The 21,147-nt window shown below is 36.1% G+C and carries 19 protein-coding genes; all 19 read left to right on the forward strand.

Features of this window, described 5'->3' with window-relative positions:
* Positions 1-287: 287 nt before the first annotated feature.
* The 19 genes from NiCM35_RS01045 to NiCM35_RS01135 all read left to right on the forward strand — a co-directional run bounded on the left by NiCM35_RS01045 (position 288) and on the right by NiCM35_RS01135 (position 21,128).
* Positions 288-1,052, forward strand: coding sequence for a FliA/WhiG family RNA polymerase sigma factor (locus tag NiCM35_RS01045; protein WP_095329207.1), 765 nt, complete (start codon positions 288-290; stop codon positions 1,050-1,052).
* A 19-nt stretch (positions 1,053-1,071) separates the two neighbouring features.
* Entirely contained in the window at positions 1,072-1,383 is a 312-nt protein-coding gene (locus NiCM35_RS01050; protein ID WP_095329208.1) for a hypothetical protein, read from the forward strand.
* A 9-nt stretch (positions 1,384-1,392) separates the two neighbouring features.
* Complete coding sequence (locus NiCM35_RS01055) at positions 1,393-1,953, forward strand: hypothetical protein (RefSeq protein WP_095329209.1); 561 nt, start codon at positions 1,393-1,395, stop codon at positions 1,951-1,953.
* 151 nt (positions 1,954-2,104) lie between these two features.
* The gene (gene rpsB / locus NiCM35_RS01060; protein WP_016201151.1) at positions 2,105-2,806 is read left to right on the forward strand and encodes a 30S ribosomal protein S2; all 702 of its coding nucleotides are present in this window, start codon (positions 2,105-2,107) and stop codon (positions 2,804-2,806) included.
* 198 nt (positions 2,807-3,004) lie between these two features.
* Entirely contained in the window at positions 3,005-3,889 is an 885-nt protein-coding gene (tsf, locus tag NiCM35_RS01065) for a translation elongation factor Ts (RefSeq protein WP_095329210.1), read from the forward strand.
* Between the two features lie 82 nt (positions 3,890-3,971).
* A complete protein-coding gene (gene pyrH / locus NiCM35_RS01070) occupies positions 3,972-4,706 on the forward strand; it encodes a UMP kinase (RefSeq protein ID WP_095329316.1) in 735 nt (244 codons plus the stop codon).
* On the forward strand, positions 4,699-5,256 hold the full coding sequence (gene frr / locus NiCM35_RS01075; RefSeq protein WP_047940028.1) for a ribosome recycling factor: 558 nt from the start codon (positions 4,699-4,701) through the stop codon (positions 5,254-5,256). Before pyrH ends, frr begins: the two co-directional genes overlap by 8 nt.
* A gap of 442 nt (positions 5,257-5,698) precedes the next feature.
* A complete protein-coding gene (gene uppS / locus NiCM35_RS01080) occupies positions 5,699-6,475 on the forward strand; it encodes an undecaprenyl pyrophosphate synthase (protein ID WP_371471113.1) in 777 nt (258 codons plus the stop codon).
* A 17-nt stretch (positions 6,476-6,492) separates the two neighbouring features.
* A complete protein-coding gene (locus NiCM35_RS01085; RefSeq protein WP_123259591.1) occupies positions 6,493-7,284 on the forward strand; it encodes a phosphatidate cytidylyltransferase in 792 nt (263 codons plus the stop codon).
* A 37-nt stretch (positions 7,285-7,321) separates the two neighbouring features.
* Positions 7,322-8,464 carry a 1-deoxy-D-xylulose-5-phosphate reductoisomerase gene (gene dxr, locus NiCM35_RS01090; RefSeq protein WP_123257464.1) on the forward strand — a complete coding sequence of 381 codons (1,143 nt, stop codon included), beginning with the start codon at positions 7,322-7,324 and terminating at the stop codon, positions 8,462-8,464.
* Positions 8,465-8,481: 17 nt separating this feature from the next.
* Positions 8,482-9,747: an RIP metalloprotease RseP gene (rseP, locus tag NiCM35_RS01095; RefSeq protein WP_163185014.1), complete on the forward strand. Its 1,266-nt coding sequence runs from the start codon at positions 8,482-8,484 to the stop codon at positions 9,745-9,747.
* Positions 9,748-9,915: 168 nt separating this feature from the next.
* Positions 9,916-11,622 (forward strand): proline--tRNA ligase, encoded by a 1,707-nt coding sequence (locus NiCM35_RS01100; protein WP_123257466.1) that lies wholly within the window; start codon positions 9,916-9,918, stop codon positions 11,620-11,622.
* Positions 11,623-11,781: 159 nt separating this feature from the next.
* Entirely contained in the window at positions 11,782-16,104 is a 4,323-nt protein-coding gene (locus tag NiCM35_RS01105) for a PolC-type DNA polymerase III (protein ID WP_123259587.1), read from the forward strand.
* 276 nt (positions 16,105-16,380) lie between these two features.
* Positions 16,381-16,854 (forward strand): ribosome maturation factor RimP, encoded by a 474-nt coding sequence (gene rimP, locus NiCM35_RS01110; RefSeq protein WP_171510308.1) that lies wholly within the window; start codon positions 16,381-16,383, stop codon positions 16,852-16,854.
* A gap of 81 nt (positions 16,855-16,935) precedes the next feature.
* Complete coding sequence (nusA, locus tag NiCM35_RS01115; protein WP_095329218.1) at positions 16,936-18,063, forward strand: transcription termination factor NusA; 1,128 nt, start codon at positions 16,936-16,938, stop codon at positions 18,061-18,063.
* A gap of 15 nt (positions 18,064-18,078) precedes the next feature.
* Entirely contained in the window at positions 18,079-18,363 is a 285-nt protein-coding gene (gene rnpM, locus NiCM35_RS01120; RefSeq protein ID WP_095329219.1) for an RNase P modulator RnpM, read from the forward strand.
* Entirely contained in the window at positions 18,360-18,662 is a 303-nt protein-coding gene (locus NiCM35_RS01125) for a YlxQ family RNA-binding protein (RefSeq protein ID WP_016201165.1), read from the forward strand. The genes rnpM and NiCM35_RS01125 overlap by 4 nt, the downstream gene beginning before the upstream one ends.
* 19 nt (positions 18,663-18,681) lie before the next feature.
* Positions 18,682-20,850: a translation initiation factor IF-2 gene (gene infB / locus NiCM35_RS01130; protein ID WP_123257469.1), complete on the forward strand. Its 2,169-nt coding sequence runs from the start codon at positions 18,682-18,684 to the stop codon at positions 20,848-20,850.
* Positions 20,847-21,128, forward strand: coding sequence for a DUF503 domain-containing protein (locus NiCM35_RS01135; RefSeq protein ID WP_095329221.1), 282 nt, complete (start codon positions 20,847-20,849; stop codon positions 21,126-21,128). The genes infB and NiCM35_RS01135 overlap by 4 nt, the downstream gene beginning before the upstream one ends.
* The last annotated feature ends 19 nt before the right edge of the window (positions 21,129-21,147 follow it).

The following is a 21,147-nucleotide window of genomic DNA, read 5'->3' on the forward strand; positions in this document are numbered from 1 at the left end:
AAATCAATAGTGAAATATATACATAAATAAATGGATAGGTATATCTTCCTTTCCTATCAAATCTATTTTTAAACTGAATGGATAGGAATATAAATGCTAAAAATAAAATATGCAGACAAGCTCCTTATATGGTAATGAATACAAAAATATTGATTTTTTTGCTGGATTTAGGGGATATAGATAGGGAAGAAATATACTTATATCCTTTTCAAGTTGTTACTTATATAGATAGAACTAGTTATATGCGTGTATGGGGTTCATTGTTTATAGAGGAGGGAAATAATTTAATGGCAAAGGAATCAACAACAGAAGAGAAGCAAGCGTGGGAAATGTGGACTAGTACGAGAGATCAGGAAGCAGGTAATCAATTAATTAAAAAATATATGCCTTTAGTGAGTTTTCATGTTCAAAGAATTTCGATAGGGTTACCAAAAAGTGTTTCACGAGATGAACTAACAAGTCTTGGAATGATGGGACTATATGATGCCTTACAACGCTTTGATCCAAATAGGGACTTAAAGTTTGATACATATGCCTCCTTTCGAATTAGAGGCAGTATTATTGATGGACTTCGTAAAGAAGACTGGTTATCTAGAGGCACGAGAGAAAAGTCAAAAAAAATTGAGGCGGCTATTGAAAAACTCGAACAGAAATTAATGAGAAATATTACTGTTCAAGAAATTGCTGATGAGTTAGAGACTAGTGTTGACGAAGTATATGCAACAATGAATGAACATTTTTTTGCAAATATATTATCTATTGATGAGCAGATGAATGAAGGAGAAGAGAAAGAAGCACAGAGTTTCTCGATTCGTGATGATAAAACGGTTATTCCAGAGGAAAAAGTCGTAAAGGATGAACTAGTCCAAGAGATGGCCGCAAAAATTAAAGAGCTTAATGAAAAGGAGCAGCTTGTAATTAGTTTGTTTTATAAGGAAGAATTAACATTAACGGAAATTGGACAAGTAATGAATTTATCTACTTCTCGCATATCTCAAATTCACTCCAAAGCTATATTTAAATTAAGACATTCATTAGAAAAAGTAATATAACGAAAAAGGATGAGTGCACATGAGTTTAAAAGCATTAGAAATGCAAGTTGCATTACCACGAACTTATGATGCAGGGAAGCTTCAAGAACAACAGGATCAAAAACATCAGCAAATGTACACCTTCGCTGCTCAAGAAACCGGTAAGGAGGAAGAAAGAAAGCGAACAACGGTTATTAAGGGGGAAGGGAACGGTAAAGTTACTTCCAAGAAAAAAAGGGATAAGCAGTTTTTCGAAACAGAGATGAGGAAAGATGAAAAGGAATTAGACGATTTAGAGAGAATACAAACGATACATCCTTATAAAGGAAAAAGTATCGACTTTAGTGGATAGAGGGATGAAATGGTTAATTTTTTACTTTTTTTAAGTATTACTTTAAATTTAATTGCTATACTTTGCATCGTTATTTTGTATGTCAGACAAAATCGCTTTGTAAATCTTGAAAAGGATCAGAGAAAGAATTTAGAAGAAATGGAAGAAGTGATTTCTACTTTTATTACAGAAATAAAAGTAGAAAATGAACAGTTTTTAAATAGACTTACTAGCTTTGATCCTAATGAGGATCTACTAGGTAAGAAAGTAGAAGACAATAAGGGTAAAGCTGAAAGTTTGGAATATAAGCCGAGAGAGATAAAAGGCAATAAAGCGATGCTGAATGCTTATAAAAATGTGACGGATTCTATACAAGAAAATAGTTTAACAGAGGATCGGTTGGAGAAGGAAGATGTCAACGAACTATTAAATTTAATCTTGCCACCAGAAAAAAAGCAGAAAGAAAAGTCAATAGTAGAAGTAGCAAAAGAGATGCAGGCGGAAGGGAAAAGCATCGAGGATATAGCAAAAGCATTAAATAAAGGCAAGACAGAGATGGAACTATTGCTTAAATTTAGACAAAATTCGTAAATGTACTTGATTGTGCACAGTACATATGCTATATTAACAAATGGTGTTAATACACACGCTTTTGGATTTAATCATTGGTGCTGTAAACTTTACAGTTTTGATTAAAAATGATAAAAGCGGAGGAAATCAAAACCATTAGGAGGAAAAAAACATGTCAGTTATTTCAATGAAACAATTACTTGAAGCTGGTGTACATTTCGGTCACCAAACTCGCCGTTGGAACCCAAAAATGAAAAAATATATTTTCACAGAGCGTAACGGCATCTACATCATCGACCTTCAAAAAACAGTTAAAAAGGTTGAAGAAGCTTATAACTATGTGAAAGAATTAGCTGGAAACGGCGGTACAGTTCTTTTCGTTGGTACTAAAAAGCAAGCACAAGATTCAGTTAAAGAGGAAGCTATCCGTTCTGGTCAATATTATGTTAACCAACGCTGGTTAGGTGGAACTTTAACTAACTTTGAAACAATTCAAAAACGTATTGCTCGTTTGAAAGATATTGAAAGAATGGCTGAAGACGGTACATTCGACGTACTTCCTAAAAAAGAAGTAGTTCAATTAAACAAAGAGCTTGAGCGTTTAGAAAAATTCCTAGGCGGAATTAAAGATATGAAAAAAATTCCTGACTGCCTATTCATCGTAGATCCACGTAAAGAACGTATTGCAGTAGCAGAAGCTCATAAATTAAATATTCCAATCGTTGGTATTGTTGATACTAACTGTGATCCAGACGAAATTGACGTTGTTATTCCTGCGAATGATGATGCAATCCGTGCTGTTAAATTATTAACTGCGAAAATGGCAGATGCTATTCTTGAAGCTAAACAAGGCGAAGAAGTAACAACTGCTTAATTAGAACCGAATGACTTGTTATACAAAATAGTTTTGGATCAATTGATAAACTAAAATGGATAATAAGTAATTGTTAGGGACTTGTGGAAAAGGTGATAAAGAGCATCCCTCTTATCACCTTTTTTTCAAGCGTCCTGCTTAAAAGGGAGATAAATTGGATAAAAAAATAATACATAAACCTTAAGGAGGCAAATTACTATGGCTGTTACAGCTCAAATGGTAAAAGAACTACGTGAAAAAACTGGTGCTGGAATGATGGATTGTAAAAAAGCACTTACTGAAACAAATGGTGATTTAGATAAAGCGATTGACTTCTTACGTGAAAAAGGGATTTCAAGTGCTGCAAAGAAAGCAGATCGTGTAGCAGCTGAAGGTTCAACTTTCATCGCGGTAGAAGGTAATGAAGCAGTAATTCTTGAAGTTAACTCTGAAACAGATTTCGTTGCGAAAAACGAAGGTTTCCAAACTTTGGTTAAAGAACTTGCTTCCCATCTCTTAGCTACTAAACCTGCAAGTGTTGAAGAAGCACATACTTCTAATATTACAGAAGGAACTACTGTTGAAGCACACATCAATGCTGCAATCGCTAAAATTGGCGAAAAATTATCTTTACGTCGTTTTGAAATCAAAACAAAAACGGATAATGATGCTTTCGGTGCATACCTTCATATGGGTGGACGCATTGGTGTTCTAACTGTATTAGAAGGAACTACTGATGAATCAGCTGCTAAAGATGTTGCAATGCACATTGCTGCATTAAACCCTAAATATATTTCTCGTGACCAAGTTTCTCAAGAAGAAGTGGCACATGAGAGAGAAGTATTAACACAACAAGCACTTAACGAAGGAAAACCAGCTAACATTGTTGAAAAAATGGTTGAAGGCCGCTTAGGTAAATATTTTGAAGATGTATGTGCACTTGATCAATCATTTGTTAAAAACCCAGATCAAAAGGTTCGCCAATTCGTAGAATCTAAGGGTGCAACTTTACGTGAATTCGTTCGTTACGAAGTAGGAGAAGGAATCGAAAAACGTGAAGATAACTTTGCTGAAGAAGTTATGAACCAAGTAAACAAGAAATAATAAATGAGCGATTAATGTTTTCATAGGGGGCACCATGGTGTTCCCTATTTTTCAAGATATTACAAATAAAGCGGAGGTTTCCATGAGTAGTAATCCAAAATATAAACGTGTTGTTCTGAAATTAAGTGGCGAAGCATTAGCTGGTGAGGCTGGATTTGGTATAAATCCAAGTATCATTAAAAACGTAGCACAGCAAGTAAAGGAAGTTGCTGATCTTGGTGTGGAAGCAGCTGTAGTAGTCGGCGGTGGAAATATTTGGCGTGGTAAAATTGGGGAAGAAATGGGAATGGACCGTGCAAACGCTGATTACATGGGAATGCTCGCTACAGTAATGAATTCATTAGCCCTTCAAGATAGTTTAGAGCAAATGGGCATTGAAACACGTGTTCAATCTTCTATCGAAATGAGACAGGTAGCTGAGCCATATATTAGAAGACGTGCAATTCGACATCTTGAGAAAAAACGTGTTGTGATTTTTGCAGCGGGAACAGGAAACCCTTATTTCTCAACAGATACAACAGCTGCCTTACGAGCTGCTGAAATAGAAGCAGACGTTATACTAATGGCGAAGAATAATGTGGATGGCGTATATTCTGCAGATCCGAAAGTGGATAAAACTGCTACGAAATACGAGGAACTTACTTATTTTGATGTGATTAAAGATGGTCTTGCTGTAATGGATTCAACCGCTTCATCATTATGTATGGACAATGATATTCCGTTAATTGTATTCTCTATTACGGAAAATGGCAATATTAAGAGAGCTGTAATGGGAGAAACAATTGGAACAATAGTGAGGGGGAAAAATAATGCCTAAACAAGTTATCGCTAATACAAAGGACAGAATGGATAAAGCAATTCAAAGCTACTCGCGCGAGCTTGCAAGTATTCGTGCTGGAAGAGCAAATGCTTCCTTATTAGACCGTATTACAGTTGATTATTATGGTGCTCCAACACCGGTTAACCAACTTGCAGGTATCAGTGTACCAGAGGCTAGATTACTTGTTATTCAGCCGTACGATAAAACCGTTCTTGGAGATATTGAAAAAGCTATTCTTAAATCTGATATAGGTTTAAATCCTTCTAATGATGGTAGTGTTATCCGTCTTTCTATTCCAATGTTAACAGAAGAGCGTCGTAAGGAATTAGTGAAGAATGTGAAAAAAGAATCAGAAGAAGCAAAAATTGCTATTCGAAATATTCGCCGTGACGGCAATGATGATTTGAAAAAGTTAGAGAAAAATGGAGAAATCACAGAAGATGATCTTCGCGGCTACAATGATGACATTCAAAAATTAACAGATGAGTACATCAATAAAGTCGATGCTTTAACAAAAGAAAAAGAAAAAGAAATTTTAGAAGTATAATCTAAACGTATTTTAGTGGATATTTCTACATTTCAATTGAATAGGATGTTTACTATTCTTGAGTTAAACCCTCTACTTTATAGGGGGTTTTTTTCTTCATGTTAGCAAAAATAAGGATTGAAATATTGCTCGAAATATTATTTCTTTGTACATAAAATAGTGAAAACCAATGAGTTTTTTAATTGATAGTTGCTTAGGTTGACTATTTTCCTATAATATAGAAAGGGAACTTATTTGATTATCTTTTTGTTGGATAGGTTCATGGAAAAGAATTTAATAGAAAAGTGGATCCTTACCATTAGTAGTTTATGCAATATCGTTATCATGATGATTATCCTAATTAGTAGATAATATAAACAGATATAGATAATAGTATTTACCATATACATAATCACTGTGAATAGAGAGTTACAAAAGGGATCTATTTTGGAGGAGCTATTTTATGTTTAACAAAATAAGGTTATGGAAGAAGAAAACTGTTTCTTCTACTTTCCAAGACCGAATATCAGCACTTAAAATGCGACAAATTCCAGAGCATGTTGCAATTATCATGGATGGAAATGGAAGATGGGCGAAAAAGAGAACGTTGCCTAGAATTGCAGGCCATCATGAAGGAATGAAATGTGTAAAGCGAATTACAGCTATTGCAAATGATCTTGGAATCAAAGTGTTAACTTTATATGCGTTTTCCACAGAAAATTGGAAAAGGCCAAAATCGGAAGTTGATTACATTCTGTCCCTTCCAGAACAATTTCTTAGTACATTTTTGCCTGAATTAATTGAAAAAAATGTTCGCGTAACAGCCATTGGCTATACAGAAGGATTACCAGAATCTACTTTGAATGCCCTAAATCGAGCAGTAGAACAAACAAAGCATAATACAGGTCTTCATTTAAACTTTGCCTTAAATTATGGTTCTCGGGCCGAAATCATAGATGCTGTTAAAAATGTTGTAAAAGACAGTCAAACGGGAAAAATAGAAATAGATAACATAACAGAAGAAGTATTTTCCTCTTATTTGATGACAGAAGATATAATCGAGCCAGATTTATTAATTCGTACAAGTGGGGAAGTAAGAATAAGCAACTTCATGCTTTGGCAAATAGCTTATTCTGAACTGTACTTTACAAATGTACTATGGCCAGATTTTAATGAACTACATTTATTCGAAGCAATAGAAGAATTTCAAAACAGACAACGCCGTTTTGGCGGAGTCTGAAGAGAGTTGGTTTAGAGATGAAGCAAAGAATCATTACAGCAATTATTGCAATAGCCGTTTTTTTACCATTTGTATTAATTGGAAAACTACCATTAGTTCTTTTTACTTTTCTATTAGTTGGAATTGGTGTATTTGAAATGTTTAGAATGAGAAAAATTTCGTTCTTTTCTATTCCAGGGTTTATTTCATTAGTTACCGCATGGATGATTGTCCTGCCGAATCATTATATAAGTTCATGGAATATGAATAAAATAGAATTGGGCTTAATTGCTGTTTTATTTTATTTAACGTATATGGTTTTTTCTAAAAATAAATTTACATTTGATGATGTTGCTTTTACTATATTAGCTGTCATCTACATTGGAACAGGATTCCATTTCTTTATTGAAATTAGAGAAACCGATTTAGCTTTTCTTATTTATTCGCTATTTATCATTTGGGCAACTGATTCTGGTGCATACTTCATCGGAAGAGCAATTGGAAAACGAAAATTATGGCCAGAAATAAGTCCAAATAAAACAGTTGAAGGATTTATTGGCGGGATTGTCAGTGCTTTAGTAGTAGGAGTTCTATTTAGTGTGTTTGGATACATAGAATGGTCTATAGGTTTTGCTTTTACTACCATCATCTTATCTATTTTTGGACAAATTGGTGATTTAACAGAATCTGCGTTAAAACGTCACTATGATGTGAAGGACTCAGGAAAGTTATTACCAGGGCATGGCGGAATTCTTGATCGGTTTGACAGTCTTATTTTTGTCTGGCCACTGCTTTATTTTATCTTTGAACGTTTTCTTCATTTAATTTAGAATAAATAGTAGAAAAATTGGGTGTAGGAGTGAGGTAGTGAAGAATATTAGTTTGCTAGGGGCGACAGGATCGATTGGAATGCAAACCTTGGATGTTATTAAAAGTCATTCAGATAGGTTTGAATTAGTTGCCTTTTCATCAGGAAAAAATATAGAATTAACAAAAAAGATCATTCAAGAATTTCGTCCGCTGCTTGTATCTGTTGCAGAAAAAAAAGATTATGAGCAATTAAAACAAATCTTCCCAGATATCCATTTTAGCTATGGAATGGATGGATTGATAGAAGTAGCCGTTTTTGATAAAGCAGATATACTGGTAAATGCAGTAATCGGTAGTGTTGGGTTACATCCAACATTACAAGCAATTGAAGCGGGAAAAGTTATAGCGATTGCGAATAAGGAGACATTGGTTACTGCTGGACATATTGTGATGGATGCAGCGGCAAAATATAATGTTCCTGTATTACCAGTTGATAGTGAGCATTCTGCTATTTTTCAATGTTTACAAGGGGAAAACCCGAAAAATATTGAGCGCCTCATTATTACTGCCTCTGGAGGAAGCTTCCGCGACCTTAGTAGAAAAGAGTTAGAGCAGGTGACAGTGGATGATGCTTTAAATCATCCAAATTGGTCAATGGGTGCAAAAATTACGATTGATTCGGCGACAATGATGAATAAGGGGTTAGAAGTAATTGAGGCACACTGGTTATTTGGACTTCCATATGAGAAAATAGATGTATTACTACATAAAGAAAGTATCATTCATTCAATGGTAGAATTCCATGATAGTAGTGTAATCGCTCAATTAGGTACTCCAGATATGCGAATACCCATTCAATATGCTCTTTCGTTTCCAGAGCGTCTTCCAGCTGCGAATGGGAAAAGATTAGATTTAGCTGCGATGGGAAAGTTGCATTTTCAGCATATGGACTTAGAGAGATTTAGATGTCTTCATTTAGCCTTTGAGGCTGGAAAAGCAGGTGGAACTTTACCAACAGTATTAAATGCAGCTAATGAAGTGGCAGTACAAAAATTTTTAAAACAAGAAATTAGCTTTCTGCAAATTGAAGATTTAATTGAAAAAGCACTAAATAGTCATCAGAATATACTAAACCCTAGTCTTGAAGTGATCCAAGAGATTGACTTAGAAACAAGAAAAAGAGTAAGCACACTTCTATAAAAAGGTGGTTAAAAATTTTGTATACAGTTATAGCTTTTATCATCATTTTTGGTGCGTTAGTTTTTTTCCACGAATTAGGGCATTTCGTATTAGCTAAACGTGCAGGCATTTTATGTCGTGAATTCGCAATTGGAATGGGACCTAAAGTTCTTTCTTTAAAAAAGGGAGAAACTGTTTATACGATTCGCCTTCTGCCAATTGGGGGTTATGTGCGGATGGCTGGAGAAGATCCTGAAATGGTTGATATAAAACCTGGTCATCGCATCGGCTTAATCCTTAATGATAAAGAAGAAGTAACGAAAATTATTATAAACAATAAAGAAAAGTATCCGAATGCTCGTGTTATTAATGTAGAGGATGCTGATTTAGAGCATAAGCTTTTTGTGAAAGGATATGTTGAGGAAGACAATGAAGATAATCTTCTCGTTTTTCCTGTGAAAAAGGATGCAGTTTTTGTTGAAAATGGAATCGAAACACAAATTGCACCATATGATCGCCAATTTGCCAGTAAGTCACTATGGCAGCGCACACTTGCTATTTTTGCAGGTCCGGCCATGAACTTTGTGTTAGCTTTTCTTATTTTTATTGTGATTGCCTTATTACAAGGAATTCCTTCAAATGAAGCAAAGCTTGGTAAGTTAACAGATGATGGAGTTGCAATTAGTGCAGGACTGCATGAAGGTGATAATGTCATTAGTATTGACGGACAATCTGTAGGTTCTTGGGAAGAAGTTGTTACCATTATTCAAAAAAGTCCTGGAGAGAACCTAGAATTTTTAATCGATCGTAATGGAAAAGAAATGACGATTGAGGTAACGCCTAAAGAATCGGAAGTAGATGGAAAAACAATTGGGTTAGTTGGTGTATACAGCCCAATGGAGAAATCACCATTAAAGTCTATCCAATTTGGTGCAACACAAACCTATAATTGGACAAAGGAAATTTTTGGTGCAGTTGGTAAACTAGTAACTGGCCAATTTTCGATTGATGCTTTAGGTGGACCTGTAGCCATTTATCAATCAACCGATACGGTTGCTCAATCAGGTGTCTATTCCTTAATGAATTGGGCGGCTGTTTTAAGTATTAACTTAGGTATTATGAATCTTCTTCCGTTACCTGCATTAGACGGTGGGCGACTATTGTTCTTTGCAATTGAAGCAGTTCGTGGTAAACCAATTGACCGGCAAAAAGAGGGCATCGTTCATTTTATTGGATTCGCCTTGCTCATGTTATTGATGATTGTCGTCACTTGGAATGATATCCAACGATTTTTTATACAGTAGGATACTTTTCATTCCCCTTATTGTAAGGGGAATGTTGTTTTGTCAGGAAAATCTTTTTTTGATAATAGGTATGAGACGGTTGACTGCAGTACAAGATACTAGACTTAAATACGTAATATATCCCGTAACAACTTAATAACAACATAAATAATAGAGGTGCAATGATAGATGAAGCAAAGTAAAATGTTAATTCCAACATTAAGAGAAGTACCAGCAGATGCAGATATTAAAAGCCATCAGCTTTTATTAAGAGCAGGCTATATTAGACAAAACGCAAGTGGTATCTATTCTTATTTACCACTAGCAAACAAAGTAATAAAGAAAATTGAACAAATTATTCGTGAAGAAATGGATGCAGCTGGTGGAGTGGAGTTATTAATGCCTGCATTGCAGCAAGCAGAATTATGGCAAGAATCCGGCAGATGGTTTACTTACGGACCTGAATTAATGCGCCTAAAAGACCGTAATAGTAGAGAATTTGCTTTAGGTGCCACACATGAAGAAGTGATAACTAGCCTAGTTCGTGATGAGGTAAAATCCTATAAGCGTTTACCATTAACGCTTTATCAAATCCAAACGAAATTCAGAGATGAGAAAAGACCCCGTTTTGGAATTTTACGCGGCAGAGAGTTTATTATGAAAGATGCCTACAGCTTCCATTCGACGCATGAAAGCTTAGGGGAGGTTTATGACTCAATTTTCCAAGCATATTGCAATATTTTTGAGCGCTGCGGCTTAAATTATCGGGCAGTTATTGCAGATAGTGGAGCAATGGGCGGAAAGGATACGCATGAATTCATGGTGTTATCTGATGTTGGAGAAGATACGATTGCGTATTCAACGGAATCTAATTATGCTGCAAATATTGAAATGGCACCTGTTATTAATTCCTATGATAAATCGGACGAGCCTGCTAAAAAATTAGAAAAAGTAGAAACAAAAGAACAAAAAACTATTGAAGAAGTTTCTTCTTTCTTAAATGTAGCAGCAGAAAAATGCATTAAATCTCTTTTATTTAAAGTTGATGAAAGGTTTGTTCTAGTATTAGTTCGCGGTGACCACGAAGTAAATGATATTAAGGTGAAGAATCTTTTAGAAGCAAATGTAGTAGAATTAGCAGATCAGGCAGATACGGAACAAGTATTAGGAAGCAAAGTTGGTTCAATAGGTCCAATTAACGTGAAAGAGGTAGAAGTAATTGCAGATCACGCTGTGAAAGCAATTGTAAATGGTGTTTGTGGGGCAAATGAAGAGCATTACCATTATGTGAATGTAAATCCAGACCGTGATTTTGCTGTCGATCAATATGCAGATATCCGTTTTATTCAAGAAGGTGACCTATCACCAGATGGAAAAGGTACGATTACTTTTGCTAAAGGAATTGAAGTAGGCCATGTCTTTAAGCTTGGTACTCGATATAGTGAAGCAATGGGCGCGACCTATTTAGATGAAAATGGCAGAAGCCAAGCACTTATTATGGGTTGCTATGGAATTGGTGTGTCAAGAACAATGGCAGCGATAGTGGAGCAATTTAATGATGACAGAGGGATTGTATGGCCAAATGCTGTAGCGCCATTTGATATTCATTTAATTACTGTAAATACAAAAGATGACACACAAAATGAGTTATCCGAAAAATTATATGCAACATTAAAGGCTAATCGTTTTGATGTATTAGTAGATGACCGTGCTGAGCGCGCAGGTGTAAAATTTGCTGATTCTGATTTAATCGGACTTCCAATTCGCATAACAGTTGGTAAAAAAGCAGCTGAAGGTATCGTAGAAGTAAAAGTCAGAAGTACAGGAGAAATGCTAGAAGTACATGAAAGTGAACTTGCTGCTACGATTCTTCGCTTAACACAAGTAGAAGGGTGAGCACAAACAGGATAAAAGAAAAAGGTTTAGCAATTGGCTAAATCTTTTTCTTTTTGTAGATTAGATTGTATGCTAAACTGCATTAAGGAAAAGAACAGTTTATTTCTGTGATATAATATTTTTTATAGAAAATAAGCAAGATTGGAAGGAGCGACATAAATGAGTGATATACAGGGGAAAGTAGATCGTTTCCAGATTTTGCTGCAACAATTGCAATTAACGGAGGATTCATATATTTCCCATTTTCGCAACGCAAGTATAGAAAAAATTGTTGTCGAAAAACGGTCCAAAAAGTGGCATTTTCATTTTTTGTTTGATGATATCATTCCATTTCAAATCTATCAATTATTTACTGCCAAGTTAAAAAGTAGTTTTTCTCATATTGCTACTATTACGTATGATATTCGAGTAAGAAATGGAATCGTTACAGATGTATTAATTCGAGACTATTGGTCTGCATGTATAGAGGAGATGCAAGGAATTTCTCCACCGCTATTAAAACTATTAAATGAACAAGTGCCGCAATTAAATGGAAATAAGCTGACAATTCAAGTTAGAAATGAAATGGAAGGCTTAGCGATTAAGCGTAAATACGCTAATTTAATAACAGACGCCTATCAATATTTTGGTTTCCCTGCAATGAGTTTAGACACAGAAATAGTTGCAGAAAAATCAAATTCAGAGTATGAACAATTCTTGCTTGCGAAGCAAAAAGAGGATGAAGAAAGAGGAAAACAAGCTTTATTAGATATCCAGAAGATGGAAGCTGAAAAAGAAGCTGGTGATTCGCCAATTCCAAGTGGTCCATTAACAATCGGCTTAACGATCAAAGATGATAGCGATTATCGTCGTATGGAAGAGATTGTCGATGAAGAAAGACGTGTTACAGTTCAAGGATATGTCTTCTTTGCAGAAACAAAAGAGCTGCGCAGTGGGCGAACGCTATTAACCTTTAAAATAACAGATTATACAAGCTCTATCCTTGTCAAAATGTTCTCTCGTGATAAAGAGGATGCAGCTCTTTTCCAATTGGTCAAAAAAGGAATGTGGCTTAGAGCACGGGGAAGCATTCAAAATGATACATTCGTTCGCGATTTAGTGATGATAGGAAATGATTTAAATGAAATTAAGCCTGTTGAGCGGAAGGATACCGCTAAAGAGGATGAAAAACGAGTTGAGCTGCATCTTCATACACCAATGAGTCAAATGGATGCTGTTTCATCTGTCGCAACTCTTGTGGGCCAAGCGAAAAAATGGGGACATAAAGCAATTGCTATCACGGATCATGCTGTTGCGCAATCATTCCCGGAAGCTTTTGGTGCTGGAAAGAAAAATGACGTTAAAATTCTTTATGGCGTCGAAATGAATCTGGTAGATGACGGTGTACCAATAGCTTATAATCCAAAGGATATCGAGTTAGAGGATGCGACCTATGTAGTATTCGACGTGGAGACAACTGGACTTTCGGCTGTATATAACACGATTATTGAACTGGCTGCAGTTAAAATTCATAATGGAGAAATTATCGATCGGTTTGAATCTTTTGCCAATCCGCATCATCGTCTTTCTGCGACAACCATTAATTTAACCGGTATTACTGATGATATGGTAGAAAGTGCACCAGAAATTGATATCGTCTTACGCAAGTTTGCAGATTGGACAGGCGATAGTATCTTAGTTGCTCATAATGCCTCCTTTGATGTTGGCTTTTTGAATGTCGGCTATCAGAAGGCAGGGCTGCCTAAATCGACAAATGCGGTCATTGATACATTGGAACTGGGGAGATTTTTATACCCAGAAATGAAAAATCATCGTTTAAATACACTCGCGAAGAAATTCGATATCGAATTAACTCAGCATCACCGCGCCATTTATGATGCTGAAGCTACTGGATATCTCGCTTTAAAAATGTTAAAAGATGCTGCTGAAAAGGGCATCACGAATCATAATCAATTAAATGATAATATGGGACAAGGAAATGCTTACCAAAGGGCACGGCCTTATCACTGTACAGTGCTCGCACAAAATGAGGTAGGTCTTAAAAATCTCTTTAAACTCGTTTCGATTGCACATATTAATTACTTCTATCGTGTTCCTCGTATTCCGAGATCAGTCTTGCAAAAATATCGAGAAGGTTTATTAGTAGGATCAGCTTGTGATAAAGGGGAAGTCTTTGAAGCAATGATGCAAAAGGCTCCAGAAGAAGTAGAAGATATTGCGCCATTTTATGATTATTTAGAAGTAATGCCAAAAGAGGTGTACGCTCATTTAATTGAAATGGAGCTAGTACAAGATGAAAAAGCATTAGAAGAAATAATCGGGAATATCGTAAAACTTGGGGATAAGTTAGATATACCAGTTGTTGCTACAGGGAATGTGCACTATCAAAATCCTAACGATAAAATCTATCGAGAAATTCTAGTTGGTTCACAAGGTGGAGCGAATCCGCTTAATCGCCATAAGCTTCCAGATGTCCATTTTCGTACAACAAATGAAATGCTGGACTGCTTCAGTTTCCTTGGAAAAGAAAAGGCAAAAGAAATAGTCGTAACAAATACTAATAAAATTGCCGATATGATTGATGTTATTAAACCAATCAAAGACGATCTTTATACACCGAAAATTGAAGGATCAGAAGAAGAGATGCGGGAAATGAGCTATGGCATGGCTAGACGTATTTATGGTGATGAGTTACCAGAAATCGTAGAAGCACGCTTAGAAAAGGAACTAAAAAGTATTATTGGTCATGGATTTGCCGTAATTTACTTGATTTCCCATAAGCTCGTGAAAAAGTCGTTAGATGACGGATACTTAGTAGGTTCGCGTGGATCCGTTGGTTCTTCCTTTGTAGCTACCATGACAGAGATAACCGAGGTTAATCCATTGCCGCCACATTATATTTGTGCGGAATGTAAATACTCGGAGTTTTTTAACGATGGTTCGGTTGGATCTGGCTTTGACTTGCCAGATAAAAATTGTCCTAACTGTGGGGCTCGCTTGAAGAAAGATGGTCACGATATTCCATTTGAAACTTTCCTAGGATTTAAAGGAGATAAGGTTCCCGATATTGATTTGAACTTTTCTGGTGAATATCAGCCAAAAGCGCATAACTATACAAAAGTGCTCTTTGGTGAAGAGTATGTGTATCGCGCAGGTACAATTGGTACAGTTGCGGATAAAACAGCATATGGCTATGTAAAGGCATATCAAAATGATAATAATTTACAAATTCGCGGTGCAGAAATTGATCGATTAGCATCTGGATGTACTGGGGTTAAACGTACAACCGGTCAGCATCCAGGGGGAATCATTGTAATCCCCGACTATATGGATGTGTACGATTTTACGCCAATTCAATTTCCGGCAGATGATCGGAATTCTGAATGGAAAACAACCCATTTTGATTTCCATTCCATCCATGATAATGTTCTAAAGCTTGATATTCTAGGGCACGATGATCCAACTGTTATTAGAATGCTTCAAGATTTAAGTGGAATTGATCCAAAGACCATTCCAACAGATGATCCTGAAGTAATGAAAATATTCAGTGGTACCGAGTCCCTTGGAGTAACACCAGAACAAATTTATTGCAAAACGGGAACATTTGGTATCCCTGAATTTGGAACAAAATTTGTTCGACAAATGTTAGAAGATACAAAGCCGACAACTTTTTCTGAATTAGTACAGATTTCTGGCTTGTCCCATGGTACAGATGTATGGTTAGGAAATGCACAAGAACTTATTCATAATAATATTTGTAACTTAAGTGAAGTAATCGGATGTCGTGATGATATTATGGTTTATTTGATATATCAAGGTCTTGATCCAAGTTTTGCTTTCAAGATTATGGAAAGCGTGCGTAAAGGAAAAGGCCTGACAGATGAAATGGAAGAGGAAATGAGAAAGAATGAAGTACCAGAATGGTATATTGATTCTTGTAAAAAAATAAAATACATGTTTCCTAAAGCCCATGCTGCTGCATATGTCTTAATGGCAGTAAGAATTGCCTATTTTAAAGTGCATCATGCCCTATTATATTATGCAGCTTATTTTACCGTTCGCGCCGATGATTTTGATATTGATGCAATGGTAAAAGGATCCCATAGTATTAAAGCAGTAATTGATGAAATTACAGCAAAAGGATTAGATGCATCAACGAAAGAGAAAAACTTATTAACGGTAATGGAGCTTGCTTTTGAAATGGTAGAAAGAGGATACACATTTAAGAAAGTGGACTTATATAAATCAAGTGCTACTGAATTTATTATTGAAGGAAACTCTCTTATCCCTCCGTTTAACAGTATTCCTGGACTTGGGACAAATGCTGCCATTAATATTGTAGAAGCAAGAAAAGATGGTGAATTCTTATCGAAAGAGGATTTACAGCAGCGTGGAAAAGTATCAAAAACAATTATGCAATATCTAGAGAATCATGGGTGCTTAGCTGATATGCCAGATCAAAACCAGCTTTCTTTATTCTAAAACTCTTTCTTAATAAGAGAAGAAACCTTGAAACTACGGACTTTCATTTGCATAAATGAAGTGGTTATGGTATAGTTTATTTGGAAATACTAAGGATAACTTTCGCGAATGGAGAGTGGGGCAACCCACTCTTTCCTGTTTGTATTAGGGTTTTTTTTCCTAAAATCAAAGGAAAGGGTATCGCTGATTTGATGGATGAGCAACAAAGAGTACATATTTCAGGCTGCTAAGTTGACTCTAAAAACATAATAAGGTTCCTTGCTTAAGGAGGGAAAAATTTTGAGCAAAGTAACAGAAATAGTCGAAGAAATGGTACATCCTATTTTAGATGAACTACACTTAGAATTAGTAGATGTCGAATATGTAAAAGAGGGACCAAACTGGTTTTTACGGGTATATATTGACAAAGATACAGGTGTAGATATTGATGAATGTGCAGTCGTTAGTGAAAAACTTAGTGAGAAGTTAGATGAAGTCGATCCGATTTCAGAAAACTATTTTCTTGAGGTTTCTTCACCTGGAGCAGAGCGACCATTAAAAAAAGACAAAGACTTTGAAAAAGCGATTGGAAAAAATGTCTATATTAAAACATATGAACCGATTGAAAAGGAAAAAACATTCGAAGGAGTCTTAACAGCTTTTGATGGTAAAACAGTAACAGTTGAAGTGAAAATTAAAACAAGAAAGAAAACGATTGAGATTCCATACGAAAAAGTGGCAAAAGCAAGACTTGCAGTTAGTTTTTCATAATGTATAAAGAATCGATAAAATGTCTTTTGTAATCGATCATTATAATTTTTCATAAAAGAGAATAAAGGGGGATAAACGCTCATGAGCAGTGAATTAGTTGATGCTCTAGTGTTACTTGAAAAAGAAAAAGGAATATCACGTGAAGTGATCATGGATGCCATGGAAGCAGCTTTGATCTCCGCTTACCGTCGTAATTTTAACCAAGCACAAAATGTACGAATTGATTTGAATTTAGGTGCTGGATCTATGCGTGTATTTGCTAGAAAAGAAGTAGTAGATGAGGTGTTTGACCCACGTCTTGAAATTTCTTTAGAAGATGCACAAAGAATTAATCCAAACTATGAAGTGGAAGATGTAGTGGAGTTGGAAGTAACGCCAAAAGACTTTGGTAGAATTGCTGCCCAAACTGCTAAACAAGTAGTAACACAAAGAGTTCGCGAAGCAGAAAGAGGAATTATTTATTCTGAATTTATTGATCGCGAAGAAGATATCATGACAGGAATTGTTCAACGCCAAGACAGTAAATTTATTTACGTCAGCTTAGGCAAAATTGAAGCGATTTTACCAACAAATGAACAAATGCCTAATGAGCATTATAAACCGCATGATCGTATTAAAGTTTTCCTGACAAAAGTGGAAAAGACAACAAAAGGTCCCCAAATCTTTGTGTCTAGAACACATCCTGGGCTACTTAAAAGATTATTTGAGATGGAAGTACCTGAAATTTATGATGGTACAGTTGAAATAAAATCAGTTGCTCGTGAAGCGGGAGATCGCTCTAAGATTTCTGTTCATTCTGAGAACGAAGAGGTAGATCCGGTAGGTTCATGTGTAGGCCCAAAAGGAACTCGTGTACAGACGATTGTTAATGAGTTAAAAGGGGAAAAGATTGATATTGTTAAGTGGTCAAGTGATCCTACTGTTTTCGTTGCAAATGCTCTTAGTCCTTCAAAGGTATTAGAAGTTATTGTAAACGAAGAAGATAAAGCAACAACGGTTATTGTTCCCGATTATCAATTGTCGCTGGCTATCGGAAAGCGAGGCCAAAATGCACGTCTGGCTGCAAAGCTAACAGGCTGGAAAATTGATATCAAATCCGAGTCAGAAGCAAGAGAAGCTGGAATTTATCCTACTGAAAATTCATTGATTAAGTTTGATGATGAAGTAGAAGAGGATGATTTCCGCTTAAACACAGAAGATTTCGAATGATAGAGGTGAATGTGTGTGAACAAACCAAGAAAAGTACCAATGCGTAAATGTGTTGCTACCGGTGAAATGAAGCCGAAGAAAGAACTAGTTCGCATCGTTCGTTCCAAAGAAGGGATTGTATCCGTCGATTTAACGGGAAAAAAATCTGGTCGAGGAGCATATCTCTCATTGGATAAAGAAGCAGTACTATTAGCCAAGAAGAAGAATATTCTTTCTAGCCAGCTTGAAGTTACTGTAGATGATACAGTTTATGACGAGCTGTTAGAACTAATAGATAAGGAGCAAAGACAATCCAAATGAACGATAACAAGTGGATGTCATTACTTGGCTTAGCAAATCGAGCACGGAAAATAACCTCAGGTGAGGAATTGACCGTTAAAGAAATTAGAAGCGGTAATGCAAAGCTAATATTATTGTCGGAAGATGCGTCACAAAACACGACAAAGAAAATCACTGATAAATGTCGTTCCTATAAAGTACCAGTGAAGCTTGTTTCAAATAGGGAAATCCTAGGTAAAGCAATAGGGAAAGAACAACGAGTGGTTGTCGCTGTTTTGGATAATGGATTTGCAAAAAAACTTTTAACGCTGCTCGATTAATTCTAGCGGGGGTGAAATGATGAGTAAAGTGCGAGTATACGAATACGCAAAAAAATATAACATTTCAAGCAAGGATGTTATTGCAAAATTAAAAGAGATGAATATAGAAGTCTCAAACCATATGACTACATTGGAAGAGGATACAGTCAAAAAATTAGATAGTATATATAATAAAAAGAATGAAGAAAATAAGCCAAAAGCGCCAGCTGCGAAAGTGGCGGCTAAAAATATCGCCGACGAGTATGAAAAAGAAAGCGATGAAATGGCTGAAAAGGGGAAAGTAAATCAATCTGTGAAAAATACTAAAGATAATAAGCCAGGTTTTAACAAACCAAAAAATAATAATAATAACAATAAGAATAGAAATAACAATCGTAAAGGGAAGCAAAATACTGCTCCAGCTGCACCGCCAGCTCCGAAAAAAGAAAAAGAATTACCAGAGAAAATTACATTCAGTGAATCGTTAACCGTTGCTGAATTAGCAAAAAAATTGCACCGAGAACCATCTGAAATCATCAAAAAATTATTCCTTCTTGGTGTGATGGCAACCATCAACCAAGAATTAGATAAAGATGCAATTGAATTAATCTGTACAGATTATGGTGTAGAGGTCGAAGAGGAAATCCAAATTGATACGACAGATCTAGAAGTATACTTTGCAGATGAAGAAGGCGTAGAATTAGTAGAACGTCCATCTGTTGTTACCATAATGGGACACGTTGACCACGGGAAAACAACATTGCTTGACAGCATACGTAATACGAAAGTAACAGCAGGAGAAGCTGGTGGTATTACTCAGCATATTGGTGCATACCAAATTGAGGAGAATGGCAAGAAAATTACTTTCCTTGATACACCTGGACATGCGGCCTTTACTACAATGCGTGCACGTGGTGCGAAAATCACTGATATCACAATTCTTGTTGTTGCTGCTGATGATGGTGTTATGCCACAAACAATTGAAGCAATTAACCATGCAAAAGCAGCTGAGGTTCCAATTATCGTTGCTGTTAATAAAATGGATAAACCAACCGCTAATCCAGATCGCGTAATGCAAGAATTAACAGAACATGGATTAGTACCAGAAGCTTGGGGTGGGGATACTATCTTTGTTCCACTTTCCGCTTTAACTGGTGAAGGTATTGACTCTCTGCTTGAAATGATTCTTTTAGTAGGAGAAGTAGAAGAGTATAAAGCAAATCCAGACCGTAATGCAGTTGGTACTGTTATTGAAGCACAATTAGATAAAGGAAAAGGTTCGGTAGCAACATTGCTTGTACAAAATGGTACATTGCATATAGGGGATCCGATTGTTGTTGGGAACACATTTGGTCGTGTGCGTGCAATGGTTAATGATCTTGGCCGCCGAGTTAAAACAGCAGGACCATCAACGCCAGTGGAAATCACTGGGTTAAACGATGTTCCTCAAGCTGGTGATCGCTTTGTTGTTTTCAAAGACGAGAAAACTGCAAGACAAATTGGAGAAGCTCGTTCCACACAAGCGATTCAAGCGCAAAGATCTGAAAAAACAAGAATCAGCTTAGACAACCTGTTTGAACATATGAAACAAGGGGAAATGAAAGATATTAATATCGTTCTTAAAGCCGATGTTCAAGGTTCAGCAGAAGCGTTAGCAGCTGCTCTTTATAAAATCGAAGTAGAAGGCGTAAACGTAAAAATCATCCATACAGGTGTAGGGGCGATTAATGAATCAGATATTACCCTTGCTGCAGCATCAAATGCGATTGTAATTGGATTTAATGTACGTCCTGACGTAAACGCGAAAAGAGCGGCAGATGCTGAAGAAGTAGATGTACGCTTACACCGTATTATCTATAAAGTTATCGAAGAAATTGAAGCAGCGATGAAAGGGATGCTTGATCCTGAGTTCCAAGAAAAGATTATTGGTCAAGCGGAAATTCGTCAAACTTTCAAGGTTTCTAAAATCGGTACCATTGCAGGCTCTTATGTAACGGACGGGAAAATTACAAGAGACAGCGGTATTCGTTTAATCCGTGATGGTGTTGTTATTTTCGAAGGGGAAATTGATGCATTAAAACGTTTCAAGGACGATGCAAAAGAAGTAGCTCAAGGTTACGAATGTGGTATTACCATCAAAAACTTTAACGATGTTAAAGAAGGCGATATTATCGAAGCATATGTAATGGAAGAAATTGAGCGTAAATGATTGTTGGATTAATGTCAGTGGAATGCATTATTTATGATGCCCACTCATTAAAAGAAAAGCGGGCGGTTCTGCAAAGAATTATGACCCGCTTAAAGCAAAAATTTAATATCTCTATTTCAGAAGTCGGGTATCAAGATACTTGGCAAAGAACAAAAATTGCTGTTGTTACCGTTGCTTCTGCGCGAGTTTCGGCTGAAGGTGTGCTGCAACAGACACAACAGTTTATTGATTCTTTTCCTGAAATAGAGAGAACCATAACAGATATAGAATGGCTTTAAAAAAATGAGGTGAATTGCG

The organism is Niallia sp. M35, assembly GCF_050971705.1.
GTDB classification, from domain to species: Bacteria; Bacillota; Bacilli; order Bacillales; family Cytobacillaceae; genus Niallia; species Niallia circulans_A.

Coding starts and splice junctions, on each gene's coding strand:
- NiCM35_RS01045 (WP_095329207.1), top strand. CDS start 288: ATGGCAAAGGAATCAACAACAGAAGAGAAGCAAGCGTGGGAAATGTGG.
- NiCM35_RS01050 (WP_095329208.1), top strand. CDS start 1,072: ATGAGTTTAAAAGCATTAGAAATGCAAGTTGCATTACCACGAACTTAT.
- NiCM35_RS01055 (WP_095329209.1), top strand. CDS start 1,393: ATGGTTAATTTTTTACTTTTTTTAAGTATTACTTTAAATTTAATTGCT.
- rpsB (WP_016201151.1), top strand. CDS start 2,105: ATGTCAGTTATTTCAATGAAACAATTACTTGAAGCTGGTGTACATTTC.
- tsf (WP_095329210.1), top strand. CDS start 3,005: ATGGCTGTTACAGCTCAAATGGTAAAAGAACTACGTGAAAAAACTGGT.
- pyrH (WP_095329316.1), top strand. CDS start 3,972: ATGAGTAGTAATCCAAAATATAAACGTGTTGTTCTGAAATTAAGTGGC.
- frr (WP_047940028.1), top strand. CDS start 4,699: ATGCCTAAACAAGTTATCGCTAATACAAAGGACAGAATGGATAAAGCA.
- uppS (WP_371471113.1), top strand. CDS start 5,699: ATGTTTAACAAAATAAGGTTATGGAAGAAGAAAACTGTTTCTTCTACT.
- NiCM35_RS01085 (WP_123259591.1), top strand. CDS start 6,493: ATGAAGCAAAGAATCATTACAGCAATTATTGCAATAGCCGTTTTTTTA.
- NiCM35_RS01100 (WP_123257466.1), top strand. CDS start 9,916: ATGAAGCAAAGTAAAATGTTAATTCCAACATTAAGAGAAGTACCAGCA.
- NiCM35_RS01105 (WP_123259587.1), top strand. CDS start 11,782: ATGAGTGATATACAGGGGAAAGTAGATCGTTTCCAGATTTTGCTGCAA.
- nusA (WP_095329218.1), top strand. CDS start 16,936: ATGAGCAGTGAATTAGTTGATGCTCTAGTGTTACTTGAAAAAGAAAAA.
- NiCM35_RS01125 (WP_016201165.1), top strand. CDS start 18,360: ATGAACGATAACAAGTGGATGTCATTACTTGGCTTAGCAAATCGAGCA.
- infB (WP_123257469.1), top strand. CDS start 18,682: ATGAGTAAAGTGCGAGTATACGAATACGCAAAAAAATATAACATTTCA.
- NiCM35_RS01135 (WP_095329221.1), top strand. CDS start 20,847: ATGATTGTTGGATTAATGTCAGTGGAATGCATTATTTATGATGCCCAC.